General features: G+C 61.3%; 21 protein-coding genes and 1 pseudogene. 7 read left to right on the top strand and 15 right to left on the bottom strand.

Annotated elements, in window-relative coordinates:
* The 3 genes from ACQZ5N_RS20130 to aidB all read left to right on the top strand — a co-directional run bounded on the left by ACQZ5N_RS20130 (position 1) and on the right by aidB (position 2,346).
* The gene (locus tag ACQZ5N_RS20130) at positions 1-672 is read left to right on the top strand and encodes an urease accessory protein UreF (RefSeq protein ID WP_448733912.1); all 672 of its coding nucleotides are present in this window, start codon (positions 1-3) and stop codon (positions 670-672) included.
* A gap of 234 nt (positions 673-906) precedes the next feature.
* Positions 907-1,518 carry an urease accessory protein UreG gene (ureG, locus tag ACQZ5N_RS20125; RefSeq protein WP_059754473.1) on the top strand — a complete coding sequence of 204 codons (612 nt, stop codon included), beginning with the start codon at positions 907-909 and terminating at the stop codon, positions 1,516-1,518.
* 3 nt (positions 1,519-1,521) lie between these two features.
* Complete coding sequence (gene aidB / locus ACQZ5N_RS20120) at positions 1,522-2,346, top strand: AidB family quorum-quenching N-acyl homoserine lactonase (protein ID WP_448733911.1); 825 nt, start codon at positions 1,522-1,524, stop codon at positions 2,344-2,346.
* 72 nt (positions 2,347-2,418) lie between these two features.
* Here aidB and ACQZ5N_RS20115 read toward each other — a convergent pair whose 3' ends face one another.
* The 11 genes from ACQZ5N_RS20115 to ACQZ5N_RS20065 all read right to left on the bottom strand — a co-directional run bounded on the left by ACQZ5N_RS20115 (position 2,419) and on the right by ACQZ5N_RS20065 (position 16,231).
* Complete coding sequence (locus tag ACQZ5N_RS20115; protein WP_003520592.1) at positions 2,419-3,108, bottom strand: Crp/Fnr family transcriptional regulator; 690 nt, start codon at positions 3,106-3,108, stop codon at positions 2,419-2,421.
* A gap of 474 nt (positions 3,109-3,582) precedes the next feature.
* Positions 3,583-6,903, bottom strand: coding sequence for an efflux RND transporter permease subunit (locus tag ACQZ5N_RS20110; RefSeq protein ID WP_448733910.1), 3,321 nt, complete (start codon positions 6,901-6,903; stop codon positions 3,583-3,585).
* A 13-nt stretch (positions 6,904-6,916) separates the two neighbouring features.
* Positions 6,917-8,110 carry an efflux RND transporter periplasmic adaptor subunit gene (locus ACQZ5N_RS20105; RefSeq protein ID WP_003520590.1) on the bottom strand — a complete coding sequence of 398 codons (1,194 nt, stop codon included), beginning with the start codon at positions 8,108-8,110 and terminating at the stop codon, positions 6,917-6,919.
* 585 nt (positions 8,111-8,695) lie between these two features.
* Complete coding sequence (locus ACQZ5N_RS20100) at positions 8,696-9,688, bottom strand: ABC transporter substrate-binding protein (protein WP_020813653.1); 993 nt, start codon at positions 9,686-9,688, stop codon at positions 8,696-8,698.
* Between the two features lie 20 nt (positions 9,689-9,708).
* Positions 9,709-10,581: an ABC transporter permease gene (locus ACQZ5N_RS20095; protein ID WP_080851011.1), complete on the bottom strand. Its 873-nt coding sequence runs from the start codon at positions 10,579-10,581 to the stop codon at positions 9,709-9,711.
* Complete coding sequence (locus tag ACQZ5N_RS20090; RefSeq protein ID WP_448733909.1) at positions 10,578-11,453, bottom strand: ABC transporter permease; 876 nt, start codon at positions 11,451-11,453, stop codon at positions 10,578-10,580. The genes ACQZ5N_RS20095 and ACQZ5N_RS20090 overlap by 4 nt, the downstream gene beginning before the upstream one ends.
* A 222-nt stretch (positions 11,454-11,675) precedes the next feature.
* Positions 11,676-12,470 carry an ABC transporter ATP-binding protein gene (locus ACQZ5N_RS20085; RefSeq protein ID WP_448733908.1) on the bottom strand — a complete coding sequence of 265 codons (795 nt, stop codon included), beginning with the start codon at positions 12,468-12,470 and terminating at the stop codon, positions 11,676-11,678.
* Positions 12,467-12,910 carry an NUDIX hydrolase gene (locus ACQZ5N_RS20080; protein ID WP_188128747.1) on the bottom strand — a complete coding sequence of 148 codons (444 nt, stop codon included), beginning with the start codon at positions 12,908-12,910 and terminating at the stop codon, positions 12,467-12,469. Before ACQZ5N_RS20080 ends, ACQZ5N_RS20085 begins: the two co-directional genes overlap by 4 nt.
* Positions 12,907-14,364, bottom strand: a complete 1,458-nt coding sequence (gene hydA / locus ACQZ5N_RS20075; RefSeq protein WP_448733907.1) for a dihydropyrimidinase — start codon at positions 14,362-14,364, stop codon at positions 12,907-12,909. Before hydA ends, ACQZ5N_RS20080 begins: the two co-directional genes overlap by 4 nt.
* Complete coding sequence (locus ACQZ5N_RS20070) at positions 14,361-14,987, bottom strand: endonuclease domain-containing protein (protein ID WP_448733906.1); 627 nt, start codon at positions 14,985-14,987, stop codon at positions 14,361-14,363. The genes hydA and ACQZ5N_RS20070 overlap by 4 nt, the downstream gene beginning before the upstream one ends.
* On the bottom strand, positions 14,984-16,231 hold the full coding sequence (locus tag ACQZ5N_RS20065; protein ID WP_448733905.1) for a Zn-dependent hydrolase: 1,248 nt from the start codon (positions 16,229-16,231) through the stop codon (positions 14,984-14,986). The genes ACQZ5N_RS20070 and ACQZ5N_RS20065 overlap by 4 nt, the downstream gene beginning before the upstream one ends.
* Before the next feature lie 260 nt (positions 16,232-16,491).
* Here ACQZ5N_RS20065 and rutR point away from each other — a divergent pair, with 260 nt between their 5' ends.
* The 3 genes and pseudogenes from rutR to ACQZ5N_RS20050 all read left to right on the top strand — a co-directional run bounded on the left by rutR (position 16,492) and on the right by ACQZ5N_RS20050 (position 17,981).
* Positions 16,492-17,133 (top strand): HTH-type transcriptional regulator RutR, encoded by a 642-nt coding sequence (gene rutR, locus ACQZ5N_RS20060; RefSeq protein WP_020813660.1) that lies wholly within the window; start codon positions 16,492-16,494, stop codon positions 17,131-17,133.
* A 253-nt stretch (positions 17,134-17,386) separates the two neighbouring features.
* Positions 17,387-17,710, top strand: a pseudogene (locus ACQZ5N_RS20055) (DUF2325 domain-containing protein); the annotation flags it as partial.
* On the top strand, positions 17,691-17,981 hold the full coding sequence (locus ACQZ5N_RS20050) for a hypothetical protein (protein WP_448733946.1): 291 nt from the start codon (positions 17,691-17,693) through the stop codon (positions 17,979-17,981). The pseudogene ACQZ5N_RS20055 and the gene ACQZ5N_RS20050, both read left to right, overlap by 20 nt.
* 104 nt (positions 17,982-18,085) lie before the next feature.
* Here the strand turns inward: ACQZ5N_RS20050 and ACQZ5N_RS20045 are convergent, their stop codons facing one another.
* From ACQZ5N_RS20045 to uppO, 3 genes are all read right to left on the bottom strand, one after another.
* Entirely contained in the window at positions 18,086-18,481 is a 396-nt protein-coding gene (locus ACQZ5N_RS20045; protein WP_020813662.1) for a DUF423 domain-containing protein, read from the bottom strand.
* On the bottom strand, positions 18,478-18,879 hold the full coding sequence (locus ACQZ5N_RS20040; protein ID WP_448733904.1) for a group II truncated hemoglobin: 402 nt from the start codon (positions 18,877-18,879) through the stop codon (positions 18,478-18,480). The genes ACQZ5N_RS20045 and ACQZ5N_RS20040 overlap by 4 nt, the downstream gene beginning before the upstream one ends.
* A 132-nt stretch (positions 18,880-19,011) precedes the next feature.
* Positions 19,012-20,427: a polysaccharide biosynthesis phosphomannomutase UppO gene (gene uppO / locus ACQZ5N_RS20035; RefSeq protein ID WP_448733903.1), complete on the bottom strand. Its 1,416-nt coding sequence runs from the start codon at positions 20,425-20,427 to the stop codon at positions 19,012-19,014.
* 257 nt (positions 20,428-20,684) lie between these two features.
* On the opposite strand from uppO, the gene uppM reads away from it, so the two are divergent.
* On the top strand, positions 20,685-22,307 hold the full coding sequence (uppM, locus tag ACQZ5N_RS20030) for a polysaccharide biosynthesis protein UppM (RefSeq protein WP_448733902.1): 1,623 nt from the start codon (positions 20,685-20,687) through the stop codon (positions 22,305-22,307).
* A 22-nt stretch (positions 22,308-22,329) separates the two neighbouring features.
* Here uppM and ACQZ5N_RS20025 read toward each other — a convergent pair whose 3' ends face one another.
* Complete coding sequence (locus ACQZ5N_RS20025; protein WP_003509414.1) at positions 22,330-22,539, bottom strand: hypothetical protein; 210 nt, start codon at positions 22,537-22,539, stop codon at positions 22,330-22,332.
* Between the last annotated feature and the right edge of the window lie 144 nt (positions 22,540-22,683).

Here is a 22,683-nt window from a genome sequence, read left to right as displayed (position 1 = left end):
GTGAGTGAAGATCGCGGCGTCGCCGCGCTGCTGCGGCTCATGGCCTGGATGTCGCCTGCCTTTCCCGTCGGCGGTTTTTCCTATTCCGGCGGTCTTGAAAAGGCGGTGGAGGATCGGCGCGTCGGCGATGCGGCGGCCCTGCGCGACTGGCTCGAAACGCTGCTGCGCCACGGCAGCCTGTGGAACGATGCGATGTTTCTGGCGCATGCCTGGCGCAGCGCCGGGAACGCGGCCATCTTGAGCGAAACGGCCGATCTGGCGCGGGCGCTGGCCGGTTCGGCGGAGCGATACCGCGAGACGGTGCTTCTGGGCGATGCCTTCGTTTCTGCCGCCAGCGCCTGGCCGCATGCGGTTCTGGACCTCTTGCCGAAAGACGTTCCCTATCCCATCGCCGTCGGGGCGGTTGCTTCTGGCCATGCGGTGCCGCTCAGGGAAACGATTGCTGCCTTTTTGCATGCCGGCGCTTCGCAGATCGTTTCAGCGGGCATCCGCCTCGGGGTCGCGGGACAGAAGGATGGCGTTACCATTCTGGCCGCAAGCGAGGCGATCATCGCGGCGATGGCGGCGCGGGCGATGCAATCCACGCTCGACGATCTCGGCAGCGCGACGATCATCGCCGATACGGCAGCCATGCGCCATGAAACGCAGGGCACCCGGCTTTTCCGGTCATGAAAGGGCGAGGGCGCGCTACGCATTTCTTCTCCCCGCCGGGGAGAAGTCCGCGGCAGCGGGATGAGGGGGCGAGTTCTCCGAAATCCGGCAAGGGTACCCCCTCATCCGACCCTGCGGGCCACCTTCTCCCCGGCGGGGAGAAGAAACGCGCGGCACGGTCCTTGCATATATTGAAGCGTCCCGCTGAGGGACTATGGTGAAACAAGACCAAAGCATATCGAAGGGAACAGAGTGATGAAATCGGGTAATGGGCCGCTGCGCGTCGGCATTGGCGGGCCGGTCGGTTCTGGCAAGACGGCGTTGACGGAGAAGCTCTGCAAGGCGATGAGCGCGGATTATTCCGTCGCGGTCGTCACCAACGATATCTACACTAAGGAAGATGCCGAGGCGCTGGTGCGCATGCAGGCACTGCCGTCCGAGCGTATCGTCGGGGTCGAGACGGGCGGTTGCCCGCATACGGCCATTCGTGAGGATGCGACGATCAATCTGCAGGCGATAGCCGGACTCAATGCGCGCTTTCCCGATCTCGATGTGGTCTTCATCGAATCCGGCGGCGACAATCTTGCCGCGACCTTTTCGCCCGATCTGGCCGATATCACCATCTATGTGATCTCCGTTTGCCAGGGTGAGGAAATTCCGCGCAAGGGCGGGCCGGGCATCACCCGCTCGGACCTGCTGGTCATCAACAAGAAGGACCTTGCACCCTATGTCGGCGCTGACCTCACCGTCATGGACAACGATGCGACCCGCATGCGCAACGCGATGCCCTTCGTCTTCACCGACATGAAACGCGGCGACGGCGTGGATCGCATCGTCGGTTTTCTGAAAGAGCAGGGCGGTCTCTGAAATATGGCTATCTCCCGCCGTTTCGGCGCTTACGAGGTTTCCCGTTTTGTCGACGGTGTCTACAAGGCGCCCGTCGGCCATCTCATCCATCGTCAGGGCGCCGAAGCGCTGGCTGCGGCCCTTGCCGGCCATCAGGGCGAAACGGTGGACATGGACGTCAACTGTTTCGCGCTGTCCGGGCCTGACGGCATCTGGCTGATCGATGCCGGTTGCGGCACGGCCTGGGGTGCAGCCTATGGCCATGCCCGCGCGGCGATGATCGCCGCCGGGATCCAGCCGGCAGATGTGAGGCGTGTCATCCTCACCCATATTCATGGCGACCATGCGCTTGGCCTCATCGACGGCGACCAGCCTTATTTTCCCAATGCCGACATATGGGTTCCCGAGGCCGATCTCGGCTTTTTCAGCAGCGCGGAGGCGCGCAAGAGCCTGCCGCCGGCCCGGCAGGGCGGTTTCGACCTTGCCGCGCGGCTGCTCGACATTTGCGGCCCGATGCTGCGGCCGATCCCCATGGGCGGGGTCGCCGAGGGCATTGAGGCAGTCGCCATGCCCGGCCATACGCCGGGGCATACCGGTTATCTGATCGGCAGTGGCGACAAGCGGCTGTTATTATGGGGCGACGTGCTGCATGTCAGCGCGTTGCAGGTGAAAGATCCCGGCGTCGGCTTCGTCTACGATATCGATTCCGCGCTTGCTTACGAAACACGCCTCAAGGCGCTGGCTGAGGCCGCCGATCATGGCTGGCTGGTTTCCGGCGGTCATCTCGGCGGATTTTTCCGTGTCGAGCAGCAGGGTGACAGCTTCCGCTTCGTGCCGCAACCGGACTGATTTTCCGATTTCGGACATGCAGAAGGGCGGAATGCCTGATGGCATCCCGCTCTTTGTCCTCTCCCGGTATTTTCAGATCTGCTTCAGCGCGGCGACGTCATTGACCTGCACGATGCGTCCGCGCACGGTAACGCCAGCCTTTTTGAGTGCCGAAAAGGCGCGCGACAGCGCTTCCGGCGCGAGGCCGAGCTTGCCGGCGAGCAGGCTTTTCTGGAATGGCAGCCGCAGCGAAAAGGATGTCGCGTCGCGCGGGCCCTGATTGATGAGGTAATGGGCGACACGTTGCGGCGCTGTCTGCAGCCGGTCGTTGGCGATGCAATCCATGGTGGCCAGCAGGCTGTTGGACAGGCAGCGCATGACGGCCTTGGCGATGGCCGGCTCCTGATCGATCAGGCTGCGGATTCTCGCAAGTTCGAACCGCGCCACGGTGCAGCTTTCCGCCGCCTGCGCGCTGTAACGATAGGTATCGCTGCCGAAAATCAGGCATTCATTGAAGGTATCGCCGGGGCCGCTGACGCGCACATCCGCCTCGCGCCCGTGCCGGTCCAGCCGGTAAAGCCTGATATAACCCGACAGCACGCAGTAAAAATGCTGCGCCGCTTCGCCTTCCTTGAAGAGCACATGGCGGGCGTTCACATTGGTGATGGTCGCCGCCTCCATCAGCTTCAATGCCGCCGCATCATCCGCTATCCCGATCAAGGGTGCACGCAGCAGAATATTCCTGTCCCTGTTGCTCAGCTTCACGGTCTTGTTCACGTCCATCCGGCTCCCGCTCATACCTTTTGCCGGGCTGTCCGAAGCGATACGAAACCGGGGATGTTCGTGTTCCCGCACGCCTATCTGAAAAGAGCTCATCGCATTATCCTTCGACCGGCAATTCCCGATGCGAGGGAGATTAGCAGTTCACCTGGAAAGCGAATTGATTTCGATCAAACAGGATTGCAGTCGTTACGGGGGAGGAAATGGTTTGTCCATTCGGGCTTAGAAGCACAGGGGGAAATATGGAGTGAGCGGGTGCCGCGTCTTTCTTCTCCCCGAGGGGGAGAAGGTCGCGGCAGCGGGATGAGGGGGCAAGGGTAGAGATATTCGGCAACGTAGCCCCCTAATCCGACCTTTCGGGCCACCTTCTCCCCCTCGGGGAGAAGAAAGAAGCGGCGACGTTTTGCCCTTTAAACATCCCCCCAAAAGAAAACGCCGGGCACAGGGCCCGGCGTCTCAATCGTTATTCTGCAAGCTTCACTCCGCAGCGAGCGGCGGTAGCCGCAATATGTTGCTGCCCTTGTCCGCGGCCTTGTCGCCGGTGCCCTTTTCCATGCTGGCGACGCGTGCCTCCAGTGAGGAGAGCGCCAGGCTGTTTTCGCGGGCGATCTCCGAGAGTTTTTCGTTGGAGAGGGCCTCTTCCTCCTCTTCCTTCTTGCCGACGAAGCGGCCGAAGAGGTGGGCGAGCAGGCGCGACAGGTCGTCCATGATGAGGAAGAAGGCCGGCACCACGATGAGCGACAGCACCGTCGAGACGATGATGCCGCCGATCACCGCAATCGCCATCGGCGCGCGGAACGAACCGCCTTCGCCGACGCCGAGCGCGGATGGCAACATGCCCGCCGACATGGCGATGGAGGTCATGATGATCGGGCGGGCGCGTTTGCGGCCGGCCTCGACCATGGCGTGCACCCGCTCCATGCCGTGACGGCGCATTTCGATGGCGAAATCCACCAGCAGGATGGCGTTTTTCGTCACGATGCCCATCAGCATCAGGATGCCGATGAGAACGGGCATGGACAGCGCGTTCTGCGTGATGATGAGCGCGACCGCCACGCCGCCGATGGCAAGCGGCAGCGAAAACAGGATGGTAAAGGGCTGGATGACATCCTTGAACAGCAGGATGAGCACCACCAGCACCAGCATCAGGCCAAGCAGCATGGCGTTGACGAAGCCCTGCTGCATTTCGCCCTGCACCTTGGCGTCGCCGCTTTCGGCAAGGCGCACGCTTGCCGGCAGGTCGGTTTCCGAAACGATGCGTTTGAACTCGGCCGTCGATGTATCGAGCGCCGTGCCGAAGGGAACGTCGGAGCCGATGGAGACCACGCGGTTGCGGTCGTTGCGCTTGATCGAGCTTGGACCTTCCGAATAGTCGATATCGGCAACGCTATAGAGCGGCACCAGCGACCCGGAGGCAGTCTTGATCTTCAGCGCGCGGATGGTGGCGAGATCGCGGCGGGTATCGAGCGAGGCCTGCACACGGATCGGAATCTGCCGGTCATCCAGCGAAATCTTCGTCAGTTGCGCATCGATATCGCCGATGGTGGCGACACGCACGGTCTGCGAAATCTGCTGCGGCGTGATGCCGAGACGGGCGATTTCATCCTTGCGCGGGCGGATCTGCAGTTCGGGGCGGGGCAACGCACCTTCCGAGCTTACATTGGCAAGGATGGGCGAGGCGCGCAGGCGGCTTTCGAGAATACCGACGGCGTCGTTCAGGTCCTTCTCATTGGTGGAAAGGAAGTTGAAGGAGAGCTCACGTTCCGCACGGTCGTTCAGCTTGATGATGCGGACATCCGGAATGCCGCGCACCTGTGCGAAAATATCCCGTTCCACATCCCATTGCGGACGTGTGCGACCCTTTTCCTCCACCTTCGGAAGATATTGGCCGATGAGCGGAATGGAACCCAGCCCCTTGTTGACCAGCACCTTCAGCAACGAATGGTCGATCTTCTGAAGGATGACGTTGACGGTGGCGCGGCGAAGCTCCAGATCGCCCTTGGGCGAAGCGCCGCCAAGGATGAAGACGCTTTCGACGCCGTTGATGTCACGCAGGGCATGATAAATCTGCGTCGTCGTGCGGTCGGTTTCGTCGAGCGTCGCATTGGGCGGCAGTTCCACCGAAAGCGTCACGCGTGAGGCGTCGTCCGGCGGCAGGAAGCTGCCCGGAACGCCGGCAAGCAGAATGACGGAAGCGACGAGGAAGCCGATGGCGCCGAGCAGCGTCAGATAGCGCGCCCACCATTTGCGGGTGGTGGCGGTTACCATGCGCGTATAGGCCTTCATCAACCGGCTGTCATTGTCGTGGTGATCGTCCATCGCATCTTCGGCGCGCATCAGATAGGCCGCCATCAACGGTGTGATGAGGCGGGCCACGGCGAGCGAGAAGAACACCGAGAAGGCGACGGTGAGGCCGAACTGGATGAAGTACTGGCCGGGAATGCCGGGCATGAACGACACCGGCACGAAGACCGCGATGATGGTGAAGCTGGTGGCGATGACGGCAAGGCCGATTTCATCCGCCGCTTCGAGTGCCGCCCGATAGGGCGTCTTGCCCATCTTGATATGGCGGGCGATGTTCTCGATTTCCACGATGGCGTCGTCGACGAGAATACCCGTGGCGAGCGTGAGCGCCAGGAAGCTGACGAGATTGAGCGAGAAGCCCATGATATCCATGATCCAGAAGGTCGGGATCGCGGAAAGCGGCAGGGCTACGGCGGCAATCAGGGTCGCGCGCCAGTTGCGCAGGAAGAGCAGGACGACGATGACGGCGAGGATCGCGCCTTCGATCAGCGTGTGCAGCGCAGCCTCATAGTTGCCATAGGTGAAATAGACGGCGTCATCGACCATTTCGATCGACACATCCGGATGATCCTTGCGCACCTGATCGAGGCTTGCCGCCACGGTTTCGGCGACCGAGACCTCGCTCGCGCCCTTGGAACGGAACACCGCGAAGGTGACGGCGGGGTTGCCGTTGAAGCGCGAGAAGGACTTCTGTTCCTCATAGGTGTCGGCGACCGTGCCGAGCTCGGAAAGCTTGACGAAGCGGCCGTTGGAAAGCGCAATCGTGGTGTTGGCGAGCTGGCTCACATCGCGCGTGTCGCCGAGCGTGCGGATGGTCTGCTCGTTGCCGCCGACCTGGCCGCGGCCGGAACCGAGATCGATATTGGTGCCGCGCAGCTGGCTGTTCACCTCTGTTGCGGTGATGCCATAGGCGTCGAGCTTTTCGGGGCTCAGCGACACGCGAACTTCGCGGTCCGCGCCGCCGTAACGGTCGACCTTGCCGATGCCGGACTGGCCCTGGAGCGAACGCTTGATCGTGTCATCCACGAACCAGGACAGTTCTTCCAGCGTCATGTTTGGCGAGGAGACGGCGAAGGTCTGGATCGCCTGTCCCTCGACGTCGATCTTGCTGACGACGGGCACTTCGATATCGGCGGGCAGGTCGCTGCGGATCTTGTCGATGGCGTCCTTGGTGTCCTGAACCGCCTCTTCCGTCGGCTTTTCGATGCGGAAGACAACCGTTGTCGTCGACTGTCCGTCGACCACGGTGGACTGGATTTCGTCGACGCCGCTGATGGCGGCGACGGCGTCCTCGATCTCCTTTGTCACCTGCATTTCCAGCTCGGACGGCGAAGCGCCGCTCTGGGTGACCGTGACGGCCACGACGGGAACGTCGATATTCGGAAAACGGGTGATGGGCAGGGTGTTGAACGCCTGCATGCCGAGGATCATCAAAAGCGCGAAGCCGAGCAGCGGCGCAATCGGGTTACGGATTGACCATGCGGAAAAGTTCATCTCATTCCCTCAGTCAGTTGGACGCAGCCGTCTGGGCTTCCACCGGTCTTATCCGGTCACCATCACGCACGAATGCTCCAGCTTTCTCGACAACCTTGTCTCCAGCGGCAAGACCGCTGACAATCTCGATAAAACCGCCGTCTTCGATGCCGGTCTCGATCTTCACCTGCTTGACGACGTCGCCTTCCACCTTGCGGGTGGTCGAGCCTTCACGCCCGGAGGTGACGGCCGACAGCGGCAAAGCGAGCGCATTCGTCTCCTCGACGATGATCGCCGCGCTGGCATACATGCCGGAACGCGCCGGGCTGTCGGTCGGCAGAACCACATGCACGGAGCCGAGGCGCGTCGTCGGGTCGACGGTGGGTGAAACGAGGCGCACCTTGCCCTCTATTTTCTCAGCTCCGCCGGCAACCGTCAAATAGGCTTTCTGGCCTGCCTTGACCTTCTGGATATCGGTTTCGGAGAGATCGGCGACGAGTTCTATCGCGCCGTCCTTGATGACGGTGAACAGCGGATTGCCCGCACCGCTGGCGATTGCGCCAACCTTGGCGTTCTTGGCGGATACGATGCCGGCGACCGGGGTTTTCACGCCGGTGCGCGTCAGCTTCAGATCGATGTCGTCGATCTGCGCGTCGACGACCTTGATGTCGGCTTCGCCGGCGGAAACGGCCTGCTTGGCCGCATCGAGGCGGGCCTGCGCCACCTGAGCGGCCGCTTCGGTCTTTTCCGTTTCGGAGACGGAGCCGGAGCCGCTCTGGCCGAGCTTGGCGGCGCGGTCGCGCTGGCGAAGGGCGTCATTGAGATTGGCCTGCGCTTCCAGCACCTGCGCCTTCGACTGGGTGACGGAGGCTTCGGCCTTGGCCTTGTTGGCCTCAAGCTGGCTCTTTTGCAGCACTAGGCTGTCGGAGGACAGCACGGCCAGAACCGCATTCGCTTCCACCCGGTCGCCGATATCGGCGTTCAGCGTGTCGATCGACAGGCCGTCGACCAGCGGCTGGACGTAAATCTCGTCCACGGGACGGATCGTGCCGGTGGCGATGATGCGGTCCACGAGATCGCGTTTTGCCGCATGGGCGACGATGATGGAAGGCAGGTTCTGCTGTTTGACCGGCGCCTGCGCCTCTCCCTCGGCGGCTGCGGAGAGGGGAAGCGCCGTTGCGGAAAGAAGAAGGAATACAAAGCGGTTAAACGTGACTTTATGCTGCATGTGTCTTGGCTCGCGCAATATCCGATCGCATGTCCTGCAGCCCCAAGGCTCTTTTTTAAAAGGTCATGCGATAGCGAATGTGAAACAAGGGATCACAATACTTCCTTTTCGATCCTCCCGATTCAAACGCCCCTCAACGCGAATCTTAAGCACCTTTGCCCTGTGCTTATTTTACAAGATCAAATTTGGCAGTCTTGTGGGCGGGACTGTAATTCTTGTTGTCGTACAAATCAATCCGCATAGCCGCGATGGTTGATATACATTTTTGTATAGGTCGGGATATTGTAATTCGTCAAATGGGTTACCAGTGGAGTGTCCGGCCGGCTGCATGTTCGCATTGTTCGTAAAGTTTCGCAAAATCTGTGCGTTTTGGCAAAACGTATCATCCGCATACCGTCACCCCGGACTAGATCCGGGGTCCAGCGCGATCAAGTCCTTGATCGCGAGAGACTCTTATAACGGCGCAGACGCGCCGTGGCTGGATGCCGGATCTAGTCCGGCATGACGGAGGAGAGGTCTTAAATTTCTTTGTGAATCCGAACGCGCGGAAATACCGCGCGTTCGGTGATTTGGCGGTCGGTCCGGCTATTTCAGCGCCGCATCGGTGATTTCGGTGGTGTAGGCGCCTGTCGGTTCCTTGGTGATGACCGGATCGGAGCCGCCGCCCAGCAGCGTCTTGACGGTACGGTCATAGTCCGCCTTGTCGAGTGCGCCCTTCGAGCCGGCGGTCAGTTTTGCCACTTCGCCCATCATGCGCTTCTGGTGTTTTTCGGTCTGGGCGCCGGAGGCGTCGTTTTCGAGAACGATATCGGCGGCATCGTCAGGGTTTTCTTCCGCCCATTTCCAGCCCTTCATGGAAGCGCGGACGAATTTGACCATGTCTTCCTTGAACTTGGCGTCCTTCAGCTTGTCTTCCAGAACGTAAAGCCCGTCTTCCAGCGTCGCCACGCCTTCCGCCTCGTATTTGAAGGTGACGAGTTCCTCCGGCTTGATGCCGGCATCGATGACCTGCCAATATTCATTATAGGTCATGGTGGAAATGCAGGCGGCCTGTTTTTGCAGCAGCGGATCGACATTGAAGCCCTGTTTCAGAACAGTCACGCCATCGGCCCCGCCGGTGGTCGGGATTTTCAGGTGCGCCATCCACGACAGGAACGGATATTCATTGCCGAAGAACCAGACGCCCAGCGTCTTGCCCTTGAAATCTTCCGGCTTGGTGATGCCGGTTTCTTTCAGGCAGGTCAGCATCATGCCTGACGATTTGAACGGCTGGGCGATATTGACCAGCGGCACGCCTTTTTCGCGGGTGGCGAGTGCGGATGGCATCCAGTCGACGATGACATCAGCACCGCCGCCGGCCAGAACCTGTGCGGGGGCAATGTCCGGGCCGCCGGGCTTGATGTCGACATCGAGGCCTTCGGCTTCGTAGAAACCCTTGTCCTTGGCGACGTAATATCCGGCGAACTGCGCCTGGGTGACCCATTTGAGTTGAAGGGTGATCTTGTCGGCGGCCTGCGCTCCGAATGCGGTCAGGAGTGACGCGCCGGCAAGAAGCATGGATGCAAGTTTCATTTTCATCGCTGTTCCCTTTTTCATTATTACGTTCGTCCCCCACGGACGGACGGATGCCAGAAGGTGACGGCCCGCTCCGCGAGCGCCACGAGACCATAAAAGCCGGAGCCGGCGAGCGCGGCGACCGCGATTTCGGCCCAGACCATATCGACATTGCTGCGGCCCATTTCCGCCGAGATGCGGAAACCCATGCCGACGATGGGTGTGCCGAAGAATTCCGCGACGATGGCGCCGATCAGCGCCAGCGTGGAATTGATCTTCAGCGCGTTGAAGATGAAGGGCCAGGCGGCGGGCAGGCGCAGTTTCAGCAATGTCTGCCACCAGCCGGCGGCATAGGTGCGCATCAGGTCGCGTTCCATGTGGCTGGAAGCGGCAAGCCCCTGAACCGTGTTCACCAGCATGGGGAAGAAGGTCATGATAACGACGACGGCGACTTTCGACTGCCAGTCGAAGCCGAACCACATGACCATGATGGGTGCGATGCCGACAACAGGCAGAGCCGAGACGAAATTGCCGATGGGCAGCAGCCCGCGCTGGAGGAAAGGCGACCGGTCGATGAGAATGGCGACGGCAAAGCCGAGGCCGCAGCCCAGCACATAACCCGTCAGTACCGATTTGATGAAGGTCTGGCGGAAGTCGGCCCAGAGGATCGGCAGGGAGCCGGCGAGCCGTGCGAGGATGGCGCTCGGAGCCGGCAGCAGAATGGGCGGCACGGAAAAACCGCGCACCACGCCTTCCCAGAGCGCGAGGATCGCCAGCCCGAAGAGGAGCGGCACGGCGATGCGGCCGATACGTTTTGCCGCTGGCGTGGAGACGTGGCGGCGCACCAGCCATTCGTTGAAGGCCCAGGCGGCAAGCCAGAACAGGATCGCGCCGAAAAACCAGCCGGGATGGGTCATGGGCGGGCTCCCATTCTCTTGAGGACGGCGGCATGGGCGATGCCGATGATGGATACGAGAAGGGCAGCCACACCGGCGGCCATGAACAGCGCCGCCCATATCTGCACCGTCTGGCCGTAATAGGAGCCGGAAAGCAGGCGCGCGCCGAGCCCGGCAACGGCGCCCGTCGGCAATTCACCGACGATGGCGCCGACCAGCGCAATGGCGACGGCGATCTTCAGCGAGGTGAAGAGATAGGGCAGCGCTGCGGGCCAGCGCAGCTTCCAGAAAATCTGGCCGGACGAGGCATTATAGGTGTGCATCAGGTCGAGCTGGATGGTTTCCGGACTTCTGAGGCCCTTCACCATGCCGACGACGATGGGGAAGAAGGAAAGATAGGTGGAGATCAGCGCCTTCGGCAGCAGCCCGGAAATGCCGATGGAATTCAACACGACGATGATCATCGGTGCGACGGCGAGGATCGGGATGGTCTGGCTGGCGATGATCCACGGCATGACGGAGCGGTCCATGGCGCGGTTATGCACGATGGCGACGGCAAGCAGGATGCCGAGCGCCGCACCGATGGCGAAACCGAGCAGCGTGGCCGAAAGCGTGACGCCGGCGTGATAGATGAGGCTGCGCTTGGAGGTGATGGCCTTGTTGACCGTGGTGTCCCACAGTTCGGCGGCAACCTGGTGCGGGGCGGGGAGAACCGGGCGCTCCTGGGCGAAGGTTTGCGGCAGGAGTTCGAAGAAGCCCGGCGTCTGCCCGGCGCGGGTGGCCTGGTCGCGGGCGAAGGGCATGTTGAGGTAGACGACCGCGAGGTGCCAGAGGATGAGGATGGCGAGGAGGACGGTGAGGATGGGGAGGATGCGGTGGCGGAGGAGGGTCATTGCGGTGCCCTCGGTGGGTGGGGGTTACGTTTGCTCCGAGGGTGCGGCTTACCCCCCTCTGTCCTGCCGGGCATCTCCCCCTCAAGGAGGGAGATCGACTCGTGGTTGGGTCTCGGCCATCTCAAAGCTCGAGAATTAAGAGGGGAGTGCGCCTCCTGCCGATCTCCCCCCTTGAGGGGGAGATGCCCGGCAGGGCAGAGGGGGGTAGCGCTTGCGATGACCTCACCCCTCATAGCTATGCCCCGCCTTCAGCCCCTCACGCACCCGATGCGCAATCGCCAGAAATTCCGGTGTCTCGCGAATCTCGAGCGGCCTTTCCCGCGGCAGCGTCGATGTGATCACATCCGTCACCCGACCCGGCCGCGGCGACATGACGACGATCTTGGTCGAGAGATACACCGCTTCGGGAATGGAATGGGTGACGAAGCAGATGGTCTTGCCGGTCGTATCCCAGAGTTTCAGAAGCTGTTCGTTGAGGTGATCGCGCACGATCTCATCCAGCGCACCGAAGGGTTCGTCCATCAACAGCAGGTCGGCATCGAAGGCGAGCGCGCGGGCGATGGAGGCGCGCTGCTGCATGCCGCCGGAAAGCTGCCATGGATATTTCTTGCCGAAACCGTTGAGGTTGACGAGATCGAGCGTGCGCTCGATGCGCTCGCGCTGCTCGGCCTTGGTACAGCCCATGATTTCGAGCGGTAGCGCAATGTTCTTTTCGATGCTGCGCCAGGGATAAAGAGCGGCGGCCTGAAAAACGTAACCGTAAGAGCGGTCCCGGCGGGCGTTTTCCGGCGTCGTGCCGTTGACGGTGATGTCGCCGGATGTGTGTTTTTCCAGATCGGCGATGACCCGCAGAAAGGTGGTCTTGCCGCAGCCGGAAGGGCCGATGAAGGAGACGAAATCGCCCTTGCCGACCTCCAGATCGACATTGGAGAGTGCGTGCACCGGGCCATCGCCCGTTTCAAAGGTGAGGCCGAGATTTCTGGCGGAAACGACGGAATAGGGGGAGGCCTGGTTCATCTGGGCTTGGTTTCGCTTTCCGTCAGGGCCGCGCGCGCCAGCGGCAGCATTTGGGTTTCCGTAAGCCTTGCGATCGTTATGCCGGTGTGGCGGTCGAGATCGAGCCAGCGCACTTCCTCTATTTCCGCCTGCGGGGCGACCTCTGTCTGAAGTCTGGCGATGAATGTATGGGCGACGACGTCGGCCCCCGTCTCATTGGCGGCCTCCTCGCGAAAGACGCCTTCATAACGGGCGGCATTTTCGGGCAGCGTCAGGCCGATTTCCTCGGCAAGTTCGCGGTGAAGCGCCTGTTCCGGCGTTTCGCCCGGATCGATCTTGCCGCCCGGCTGCATGAACTGCGTGGTGCCGCGCTTGCGCACGACAAGCATCTGCCGTCGCTCATTGAGGAGAACGGCTGCGGCGATGACGATTTCGCGTTTCGGCCCGGCGCTCACGGTCATACACCCGATGCCGGAATGCCGCTGCGCTCCACCCTGCGCGGCGCGACGAGTTCCTTCCAGGTGGAAAGCGCCCGGCTGACGGCGGGATAGGGATCGCGGGCGATGAACTGGCCGTGGCCCGGCTGCGTTTCGATGGTGGCCTCCTCGATGCTGACGAGACCGCGCGACAGGGTGTAGCGCGGCAGGCCTTTGACCTTCTGCCCTTCGAACACGTTGTAATCGATGGCCGATTGCTGGCTCGCCGCACTGATGGTCTTTTCCAGCGCCGGATCCCAGACGACGATATCGGCATCGCTGCCGACGAGGATCGCGCCCTTTCTGGGATAGATGTTGAGAATCTTGGCGATGTTGGTGGAGGTGACGGCGACGAATTCGTTCATCGTCAGCCGGCCGGTCGCCACGCCATGGGTCCAGAGCAGCGGCATGCGATCTTCCAGCCCGCCGGTGCCGTTCGGAATCCTGCGGAAATCGCCAAGGCCGAAGCGTTTCTGCTCGGTGGTGAAGGCGCAATGGTCGGTTGCCACGCATTGCAGCGAGCCGGAGGCGAGGCCCGCCCAGAGGCTGTCCTGATGCTGCCGGTTGCGGAAGGGCGGCGACATCACCCGACGGGCGGCGTGATCCCAATCGGTATTGGCATATTCGCTTTCATCGAGGATCAGGTGCTGGATCAGCGGCTCGCCATAGACCCGCATGCCGTTTTGCCGGGCGCGGCGGATCGCTTCATGCGCCTGTTCGCAGGAGGTGTGGACGACATAAAGCGGCGCACCCGCCATATCGGCGATGATGATGGCGCGGTTGGTGGCCTCGCCTTCCACTGACGGCGGGCGGGAGTAAGCATGCGCCTCCGGCCCGACATTGCCTTCCGCCATCAGTTTTTCCTGCATCTGCGCGACGATATCGCCGTTTTCCGCATGCACGAAGGGGATGGCGCCCAGTTCCGCGCAGCGCGAGAAGGAGGCGAACATCTCGTCGTCATTCACCATCAAAGCGCCCTTATAGGCCATGAAGTGCTTGAAGGAGTTGATGCCCTTTTCCCGAACCACCGTCTTCATCTCGTTGAAGACCTGCTCGCCCCACCAGGTGACGGCCATGTGGAAGGAATAATCGCAATTGGCGCGCGTCGCCTTGTTGTCCCATCGCTGCAGGGCATCAAGAAGCGACTGGCCGGGCTCCGGCAGGCAGAAGTCCACCACCATGGTCGTGCCGCCGGCAAGCGCCGCGCGCGTGCCGCTCTCGAAGTCATCGGCGGAATAGGTGCCCATGAAGGGCATTTCCAGATGCACATGCGGGTCGATGCCGCCGGGCATGACATAACATCCGGTGGCATCGAGTACCGTGCCGCCGCTCAGATCGGGCCCGATCTCGGTGATCCTGCCGCCTTCGATCTTCACATCGGCCTTATAGGTGAGGTCGGCGGTGACGATGGTGCCGTTCTTGATGATGGTGGCGGTCATTGGTGGATGTTCCCGGTAACGAGGACTGGCGAATAACGGTCGGGATGATCGGGCAGGAAAGTCTCGGCGTTCAGGACGGCCAGGATGGTATTGAGCACAGAGGAGTGCTCTTCGAAAACCTCATGGTTCCAGAACCGCAGCACCGCATAGCCCTGTTTATTCAGCCATAGCGTCCGCTGCCGATCATGTGTGGAAGAGGCGTGCTGCGATCCGTCCAGCTCGACGATCAGCATTTTCTCGCGGCAGACGAAATCCGCGATGTAAGGGCCAAGAGGAACTTGCCGGCTGAATTTGAAGCCGTTGAGTCCTCGATTTTTCAGTTCGTACCAGAGGCGGTATTCCGCATCGGTTTCGTCGCGGCGGAGTTTACGGGCTTGCGGGGTTTTGCCGGAATGGCGTTTCGACGCTTTTTTGCCGGTGTGATCGGCCATGACGCTTGCCCCCTCATCCGACCCTTCGGGCCACCTTCTCCCCGGCGGGGAGAAGAAATGGGAGGCACCGTCGCAGGTTTTTATGACGTCGGTGGTGGTGGCGAAAACATTGCCGCGCGTTTCTTCTCCCCGCCGGGGAGAAGGTGGCCCGAAGGGCCGGATGAGGGGGCTTGCCATCGTGGGTACGATCATTCCACGATCTCCGCAGTCTCAAGCACCGCATGCAGCAGTACGTCGCAGCCGGCGGCGGCCCATTCCGGTGAAATTTCTTCGGCCTCGTTGTGGGAAAGCCCGTCCACGCAGGGGCAGAAGATCATGGTGGAGGGGGCGACCCGTGCCGTCCAGCAGGCATCGTGGCCGGCGCCGGAAATGATGTCCATGTGGCTGTAGCCGAGTTTTTCGGCAGCGGAGCGCACGCGGCCCACTAGAACCGGATCGAAGGTGACAGGATCGAAATGGCCGATGGCCTCGATTGAGCAGCCGACGCCGAGTTCTTCGGCGATCTGCGGCACTTCGCGCTCGAAGATGGCGCGCATGCTGTCGAGTTTCGCCTGTGAGGGGGTTCTAAGGTCGATGGTGAAGACCACCTTGCCGGGCAGCACGTTGCGGGAATTGGGTGTGAAGATCATCTGGCCGACGCCGGCTACGGCGCCCGGCTGGTGGGCCATGGCCACCTCCTGCACCTTTTCGAGAATGCGGGCGGCAGCTAAGCCTGCATTGACGCGCATGGCCATCGGGGTGGAGCCGGTATGCGCCTCCTTGCCGGTCAACGTCACTTCCAGCCACCACAGGCCCTGGCAATGGGTGACGACGCCGATCTGTTTGCTTTCCGCCTCCAGGATCGGCCCCTGCTCGATGTGATATTCGAAATAGGCGTGCATGTTGCGCGCGCCCACCTCTTCCTCACCTAGCCAGCCGATGCGCTTCAGCTCTTCGCCATAGGTTTTGCCGTCGGTATCGGTGCGACTGTAGGCATAATCGAGATCGTGAATGCCGGCGAAGACGCCGGAGGCCAGCATGGCCGGGGCAAAGCGCGCGCCTTCCTCGTTTGACCAGTTGGTGACGGTGATCGGGTGTTTGGTTTTGATGTTCAAGTCATTCAGGCTGCGCACCACCTCCAGCCCGGCCAGCACGCCGAGCACGCCATCGAACTTGCCGCCGGTCGGCTGGGTGTCGAGGTGGCTGCCGATATAAACGGGAAGCGCGTCCGGGTCCTCGCCGGGGCGGGTGGCGAACATGGTGCCCATGCGGTCGACGCCCATCGTCAGCCCTGCCGCTTCACACCAGCGCTGGAAGAGGCGGCGGCCTTCCGCATCCTCATCCGTCAGCGTGCGGCGATTATTGCCGCCGGCAATGCCGGGGCCAATCTTCGCCATATCCATCAGACTGTCCCACAGACGGTCGCCATTGACCGTCAAGTTCTTACCCGCCGCCATGAAGTGTCGTCCTCACCTGTTTTGTTTTTATCGAAGCAAAGCTTGTGCCGTTCCCTTTTTTACCGGTTAAGATAACAGCCATTGCCTTGTGATGGCGATGGGGGATAAATTGACCGGCTGGTAAACATTGCAAATTCGCGGTGGCGTCAGCAAGGGATTTTCGTGACGAATCGCAGTAATTTTGCCTAAACTGTACGCGTAGATTATTTTTTAAGCATACTGTAACGGCAATTGCATGGAAAAGAAACAGAGAGCTGAGAATGGCCATACCGCGCGCAGCGAAAACACAGAAGCGGACCCGCATTCAGGAAGAAAAGCAGGAAGCGATTCTTGAAGCCGCGCTCAGTGTTTTTTCCACAAACGGGTTTCGCGGCTCCACCATCGATCAGATCGCCGAGGCGGCCGGCATGTCGAAACCGAACGTGCTTTATTATTTCCGCACCAAGGAGGCGATGCATCGCGCGCTGATCGAGCGGGTGCTGGACACATGGCTTGACCCGCTGCGCGCCTTCGATGCCAAGGGCAATCCCGAAAGCGAGATCCGCTCCTATATTCGTCGCAAGCTGGAAATGTCGCGCGATTTCCCGCGTGAAAGCCGCCTGTTCGCCAATGAGATCCTGCAGGGCGCGCCGCATATCGAAGATGAGCTGAAGGGGCCGCTGAAACAACTGGTGGATGAAAAGGCCGAGGTCATCCGCGCCTGGGTGAAGGCGGGGCGGATGGCCAAATGCGATCCCTATCACCTGATTTTCTCGATCTGGTCGACCACGCAGCATTATGCGGACTTCGATGTGCAGGTGCGGGCGGTGCTCGGCGAGAAGAATGGTGGCGAGGGCCGTTTTGAGGATGCGGCCCGGCATCTGGAGCAGCTTTTTATGGGCGGATTGCGGATAAACGGCTGAACGGAACCGTTCTCGCGAATATGTGATCGATTCTTTATGTCAAAACATGAGGAAAATTATCACCTTTATACTTTACTCCAAAACTCATCTTTATTATGGTGCCGGCATCCCCAACGTCGGGGCATTGAAAAATCAACCGGCAGGTGAGGGAATGGCACGCAAGGAAAAGAAGAAGGCCGAACGCGGCGGCAAGCAGGGCAAGGGCGCTCCCCAGACCGAGCGGGACGTGGCCGAACAGCAGCTTTCCGGTCCGAAAAGCTTTCTTTATGTCGGCGGCCGTGACTGTCAGGTTGCGCATCTTCGCCAGATCGCCAGCAATTTCGGCGCGGAGCTCATTCATCACGATGGCGGCCTGCGTGAAGCCGTCTCCCGCATCGATACTGTGCTCCCCTCCGTCGACTGCGTTTTCTGCCCGATCGACTGTATCAGCCACGATGCGTGTCTGCGGGTGAAGTCCGGTTGCAAGAAATTCGGCAAGACGTTCATTCCGCTGCGCAACGGCAGCAAATCCAGTCTGGAGCGGGCGCTGCAGACCATGAATGAACGGACCTCCAGCGATGAGCGACGAGCGCAATAATTTTAAGGGTGAAGAGCCGGCGGCGGAAGCCTGCCGTGTGGAACTGCACAAGATGGCCGAGCAGGCTGCCGATCCGGCCCTGACGGATATCTATGAAATCATCGGTGAACGCGAAAGGCGCAACCGCCTTGCCAGAAGCGGCGGCAATGTCGTGACCTTTCCCTATCTGCGCACGCGTCAGCCCGGTGAAACGCCGTCCTTCGAAATCGGCGCGGCGGCCGAAGAGGGCCGCAATATCCTCTCGTTTTGCTGGACGCGGCGTAAGGGCTAAAGCTGAAGCATTTCCAGTAAAAGTGCGCAGCAGTTTACGCCCGGAAAATGCGTAAAACAAAGAGGTAGGGCACGTCCGACGGTTCGGTTTAAACCGGGCGCGCTCTAGCCCTTCGGCTTCAGAAATGCCCCGGCGCACAGCACCAGCCATCCGGCGATCATGCCGAGGCCACCCGTGGGTGCGGCGTAGGGAAACAGGCTGTGGCCGGAAAAATGCCTGGTAACGAGATCACCGACAAAGATCGCCGTGCCGAGGCCGAGGATCAGGCCTGCCGGAATGGCGGTTCTGATGCGATCCGCGCCGATATGGAGCGCCACCAGCACCGGCGCATGCGCCAGCGCCATGGCCGAGGCGTTGCCGAGCATATAGGTTTCGCCGGTGTGGGTGGCGGCGGCTGCGAGCATGACGCCGGCCGCGCCGAGCAGGCCGCCCAGCAACAAAATGAAGGCCCGCAATCTTTCGCGCGGCAGGCTTGCGATGGTCGCGCTCTGCGTGGTCATTGGCTGTCCGCCTCCTGGTTCTGCATGTGAAAAGCCAGCCGTTCGACCGGCGCCCAGATGATCTCTCGCAGCTTCGGATTTTCGATGGTCTCGTCCATGGCGCGGCGGAAGCAGAGCAGCCATTCATCCCGCTCGGCGGGGCCGATGGGGGCGACGAAATGACGACGCCGCAACATCGGATGGCCGTGTTTCTCGACATAAACGGGCGGTCCGCCAAGATATCCCGTCAGATAATCGTAAAACTTCGCCTCGCTGCCGGAAAGATCGGCGGGATGGATGGCGCGGCAGCGCGCCGCTTCCGGCAGGGTATCCATCAATTCGTAAAAGCGCCGGGTCAGCGCCCTGACGGTCGCATCGCCACCGATCGCTTCATAAAGGGTAATGGTCTCGCCGCTCATAATCCGCCTCTTGTGGCCCTCCGGTCCTTATCGCTCCATGGAGCCGGAAGAGCAACAGGGCACGGGCGGGGTGCGACATTTGGGACAGGTCAAGGAGGACAGATGCCGGGCAAGCCCGGCATCGCGCAAGCGTCACCCAAAATTACGGATGAGATCGAGTCCCTTTTTCAGAAGCGTTTCGGCCTCATCCTGATTGGCCGCTTCGACGTAGCAGCGCATTTCGGGAGCATTGCCGGAAGGGCGGAAATGGATGGTGCTGCCATCGGTGAGCGCGACGCGCAGGCCGTCGATGTCGCTCAGCGCCTTCACGGTGCCGACCGGTGCGAGGAAGGCCTCGAGATTGCTGCGCGAAGCGCGCAGATGCGTCATCAGGGCGGCGCTCTTTTCCTGCGCGAAGTTCTCCAGACGGTCGGCGGCGGCGACCGGCAGGTTATAAGCGGCGGCGATCTGCGACAGCGGCTTTTTCTGTTCTGCCGAGAGAAGCAGCACGGCGAGAACCGGGAGGAAGCTGTCACGCGTCGGCAGCGGCGAAAGCGCCCTGCCGTTAAGTGTGAAGGCGGAGGCCGTCAGCAGACCGCCATTGGCCTCGAAACCCATGACGCCGTTCTTACCGGCGGCGAGCGCCTCAGCCATGCCCGCGATCACGAAGGGGGAGCCGACTTTGGTGCGGACGACGTCGAACGAACCGCTCGCCTCGATGCCGGAATTGGAGGTGACGGGGGTGACGACCACGCCGGCGCCGAGGAAATTGGCGGTGATCAGGCCGATGAGGTCGCCGCGCAGCGGCACGCCGTTTTCATCGGTCAGCAGGGGACGGTCGCCGTCGCCATCGGCGGAAACGATGGCGTCGAGACCGTGCTCCGGCGACCATTTTTTGAGAAGGGCCAGCGTTTCCGGCGAGACCGCTTCGGTATCGACAGGGATGAAGGTTTCGGAGCGGCCGAGCGGAACGACATCCGCACCATAATGGGCAAGCACGTCGACAAAGAGATCGCGCGCCACCGTGCTGTGCTGGTAAACGCCGATCTTGAGGCCGGAAAGCGCCTTTTCCGGCAGCAGCGCGATGTTGCGCTCGTAGAAAAGTTCGGCTGCGGTGGCGGAATGGTCTTCGGCGGTCGCCGCCTCGTCGCTGATGCCTTCCGCTTCGATTTCGGCGGCAAGAGCGGCAATCGCCGTCTCGTCCTGCTTGTCGATTTCACCGTCCGGGCGGTAGAACTTGATGCCGTTGCGGTCGGCCGGGATATGCGAGCCGGTGATCATCAGCGCGCCGGCCTTCAGCGACAGGCCATAAAGCGCCAGCGCGGGTGTCGGCACCGTGCCGCAATCGAACGGGGTCACGCCGGCTTTTTTGAGCGCGGCGATGCAGGTGGCGGAAACATCCGGGCTCGAATCGCGAAAATCGCGGCCGACGAGAATGGGATCGCCCGCCTTTGCCTGGCCCGATGTGAGAAGGTGCCTCGCAAATGCCGTGGCATAAACGGCCGAGGCTTTTCCTTTCAGATCGACGGAGAGGCCGCGAAGGCCGCTCGTTCCAAATTTCAGGCTCATTCCAAACTCCGTTTCGATAAAATCTTTGAGGGTCAAATGGATAATGCAAAAATATAACGGTTGAAAGAACCGTATCGATCCATTCGAGTCAATCATCCCTTTCAACGTGGCCGCGAATAGGCGATGATGGCGGGACTGATGCGGGTAACCTAAAATTCACCCGTCATATTTAAACTTGTCCGTCGATAGCGGCTCTGGCGACGATGGGAACCCTCTGTTGCCGGCCTTTTTGTGGTTCGTTCGAGTTGGATTGGCTGATGTACAGGCTTCAAAAGGCGGGACATAAGCAGGCACGTCCGCTCGATGAAAAAACGGCGCCTGCCGCGAGAACCCATGGTTCCCTCCTGGACGATCTGGTGGATGAGGACGAGGTTTTCGAGCGCACGGTGCTGAAGGAGCATCTGGAGCCGAAACCGGCGAAGACCGTCGCCGAGCCGGCTGCGGCCGAGACGCGGGTGAAGGCGGCTTCGCCGAGCGGCAGTCTGGCGGCTGCGCTGCCGGGCCTGAAACATATCGACAGGATCGGTGTGGATGACGTCATCCTCTGGCTTCGCAAAGGCATCGTCTGGATCGTGCTGGCAATCGTTCTCTGCGTCGCCGGCGCGCTGACCTACGCCTCTATGACACCGCCGCGCTACAAGGCCTATACGGATATTGTCGTCAATCCTTCCAACCTGAACGTCGTCAATGACGGGGTGTTTTCACCCAACCAGCAGCGCGACACGCAAATTCTCGAGGTGGAAAGCAAGCTGCGCACCATCACCTCGCGCAACGTGCTGGCGCGGGTGGTGGACGAGCTGAAGCTCGATAAGGACGCCGAATTCATCAGCCCGCCGCCGCTCGCCCGGCTGAAGGCGATGTTCTCATCGAAACCGGAAGATGACGACAACCGGGTCGGCGCGCTTCGTTCGCTTGGCGATCGGGTGGCGGCGGAACGCGACCCGCGCTCCTTTGTCGTGACGCTTTCGGTCTGGACCAATGATGCCGAAAAATCCGTGACTGTCTCCAAGGCCATCGTGAAGGCCTTCGAAAGCGAGCTATTCCAGACAAACTCCGACAGTAGTCAACGCGTCGTTGACGATCTCAGGAAGCGGCTCGAGGAAATGCGCGAGAATGTGACCGCCGCCGAAAAGCGCGTGGCCGATTTCCGCCGTGAGAACGGCCTGCAGGAAAATAACGGCCAGCTCGTCAGCAATCTGGCTTCCGGTGAGCTGAACGCTCAGGTGCTTGCGACCCAGCAGCGCCTCATTCAGGAAGAATCGCGCCTCAAGCAGATGGAGGCGGCGATTGCGCAGAACCGCACCCAGAGCGACGCCATATTCGACAGCCAAACGATGAATACGATCCGCGCGCAATACAGCACGCTGCAACAGCAGATCGGTGCGATGACGCTGACCTATGGCGCGCGCCATCCGCGTCTTGCGACCGCGGGTGCGGAGCGGGCGATGCTGGAACAGGGAATGGCGGATGAGGCGCGGCGTATCCTTCAAGCGGCAAAGATCAATGTCGCGGAGGCGCGCTCCTCACTCGATGCCCTGCGGCTGAAAGCGGTGGCGGAACGCGCCAATGTCTTTACCGACAATGAGGCGCAGGTGCGGCTGCGTGATCTCGATCGTGACGCCCGCTCGGCGGCGGCGATCTATGAAACCTATCTGACGCGCTCGCGCCAGCTTGCCGAACAGCAGTCGATCGATTCTACCAATGTGCGGGTGATTTCGCAGCCGGTTGCGCCCAATTCCAGAAGCTGGCCGCCGGGCAAGCTGACGTTCCTGATTGCCGGCGGCATGGGCGGCCTGTTCCTCGGTCTCGCAATTGCCGTGGCGCTCGGCCTCTGGGGTTATCTTCGTAGGGACGATCACGCGGATGTCGCGGTGCGGTAAGACAAGGCGGCTGCGCGTCGCCTTATTCTTCCGAAATCAGACCGTCATAAACTTCGAGCAGGGCGGCGGCGATGGCCGCGCCCAGCGCATTGCCGGCATCGCGAATTCCCGCCTCGTCGCCGTCGCGAACCGAAATGGCAAGATCGGACGCCTCGTTGGCGACGATTTCTTTCGCCCGTTCTATCGCCCAGAGGCCGAAATCGCCGCGATTGTCGATCGAGATTGTTTCCATGGCCGGAGCCCTTCCGTGGTTTGATTTCCGCGTCCCTTAACCCATCGGCTGGAAAACCGGAATAGGCGGAAAATGTGGCGCACAACCTTCAGGCGTGTAAAATGCCTGCCGCATACGGGGATTTATAAAAATATTAATGATAGT

Source organism: Agrobacterium sp. 22-221-1, assembly GCF_053522445.1.
The sequence above is the reverse complement of the archived record's forward strand: the minus strand, read 5'-3'. Positions and strand labels throughout refer to the sequence as shown.

Coding starts and splice junctions, on each gene's coding strand:
- ACQZ5N_RS20065 (WP_448733905.1), bottom strand. CDS start 16,231: ATGGCGGCGGGTAAGAACTTGACGGTCAATGGCGACCGTCTGTGGGAC.
- ACQZ5N_RS20090 (WP_448733909.1), bottom strand. CDS start 11,453: ATGACCCTCCTCCGCCACCGCATCCTCCCCATCCTCACCGTCCTCCTC.
- ACQZ5N_RS20080 (WP_188128747.1), bottom strand. CDS start 12,910: ATGACCGTGAGCGCCGGGCCGAAACGCGAAATCGTCATCGCCGCAGCC.
- ACQZ5N_RS20070 (WP_448733906.1), bottom strand. CDS start 14,987: ATGATCGTACCCACGATGGCAAGCCCCCTCATCCGGCCCTTCGGGCCA.
- ACQZ5N_RS20025 (WP_003509414.1), bottom strand. CDS start 22,539: ATGGAAACAATCTCGATCGACAATCGCGGCGATTTCGGCCTCTGGGCG.
- ACQZ5N_RS20115 (WP_003520592.1), bottom strand. CDS start 3,108: ATGGACGTGAACAAGACCGTGAAGCTGAGCAACAGGGACAGGAATATT.
- ACQZ5N_RS20050 (WP_448733946.1), top strand. CDS start 17,691: ATGAGCGACGAGCGCAATAATTTTAAGGGTGAAGAGCCGGCGGCGGAA.
- ACQZ5N_RS20040 (WP_448733904.1), bottom strand. CDS start 18,879: ATGAGCGGCGAGACCATTACCCTTTATGAAGCGATCGGTGGCGATGCG.
- uppM (WP_448733902.1), top strand. CDS start 20,685: ATGTACAGGCTTCAAAAGGCGGGACATAAGCAGGCACGTCCGCTCGAT.
- aidB (WP_448733911.1), top strand. CDS start 1,522: ATGGCTATCTCCCGCCGTTTCGGCGCTTACGAGGTTTCCCGTTTTGTC.
- rutR (WP_020813660.1), top strand. CDS start 16,492: ATGGCCATACCGCGCGCAGCGAAAACACAGAAGCGGACCCGCATTCAG.
- hydA (WP_448733907.1), bottom strand. CDS start 14,364: ATGACCGCCACCATCATCAAGAACGGCACCATCGTCACCGCCGACCTC.
- ACQZ5N_RS20045 (WP_020813662.1), bottom strand. CDS start 18,481: ATGACCACGCAGAGCGCGACCATCGCAAGCCTGCCGCGCGAAAGATTG.
- ACQZ5N_RS20105 (WP_003520590.1), bottom strand. CDS start 8,110: ATGCAGCATAAAGTCACGTTTAACCGCTTTGTATTCCTTCTTCTTTCC.
- ACQZ5N_RS20110 (WP_448733910.1), bottom strand. CDS start 6,903: ATGAACTTTTCCGCATGGTCAATCCGTAACCCGATTGCGCCGCTGCTC.
- uppO (WP_448733903.1), bottom strand. CDS start 20,427: ATGAGCCTGAAATTTGGAACGAGCGGCCTTCGCGGCCTCTCCGTCGAT.
- ACQZ5N_RS20085 (WP_448733908.1), bottom strand. CDS start 12,470: ATGAACCAGGCCTCCCCCTATTCCGTCGTTTCCGCCAGAAATCTCGGC.
- ureG (WP_059754473.1), top strand. CDS start 907: ATGAAATCGGGTAATGGGCCGCTGCGCGTCGGCATTGGCGGGCCGGTC.
- ACQZ5N_RS20095 (WP_080851011.1), bottom strand. CDS start 10,581: ATGACCCATCCCGGCTGGTTTTTCGGCGCGATCCTGTTCTGGCTTGCC.
- ACQZ5N_RS20100 (WP_020813653.1), bottom strand. CDS start 9,688: ATGAAAATGAAACTTGCATCCATGCTTCTTGCCGGCGCGTCACTCCTG.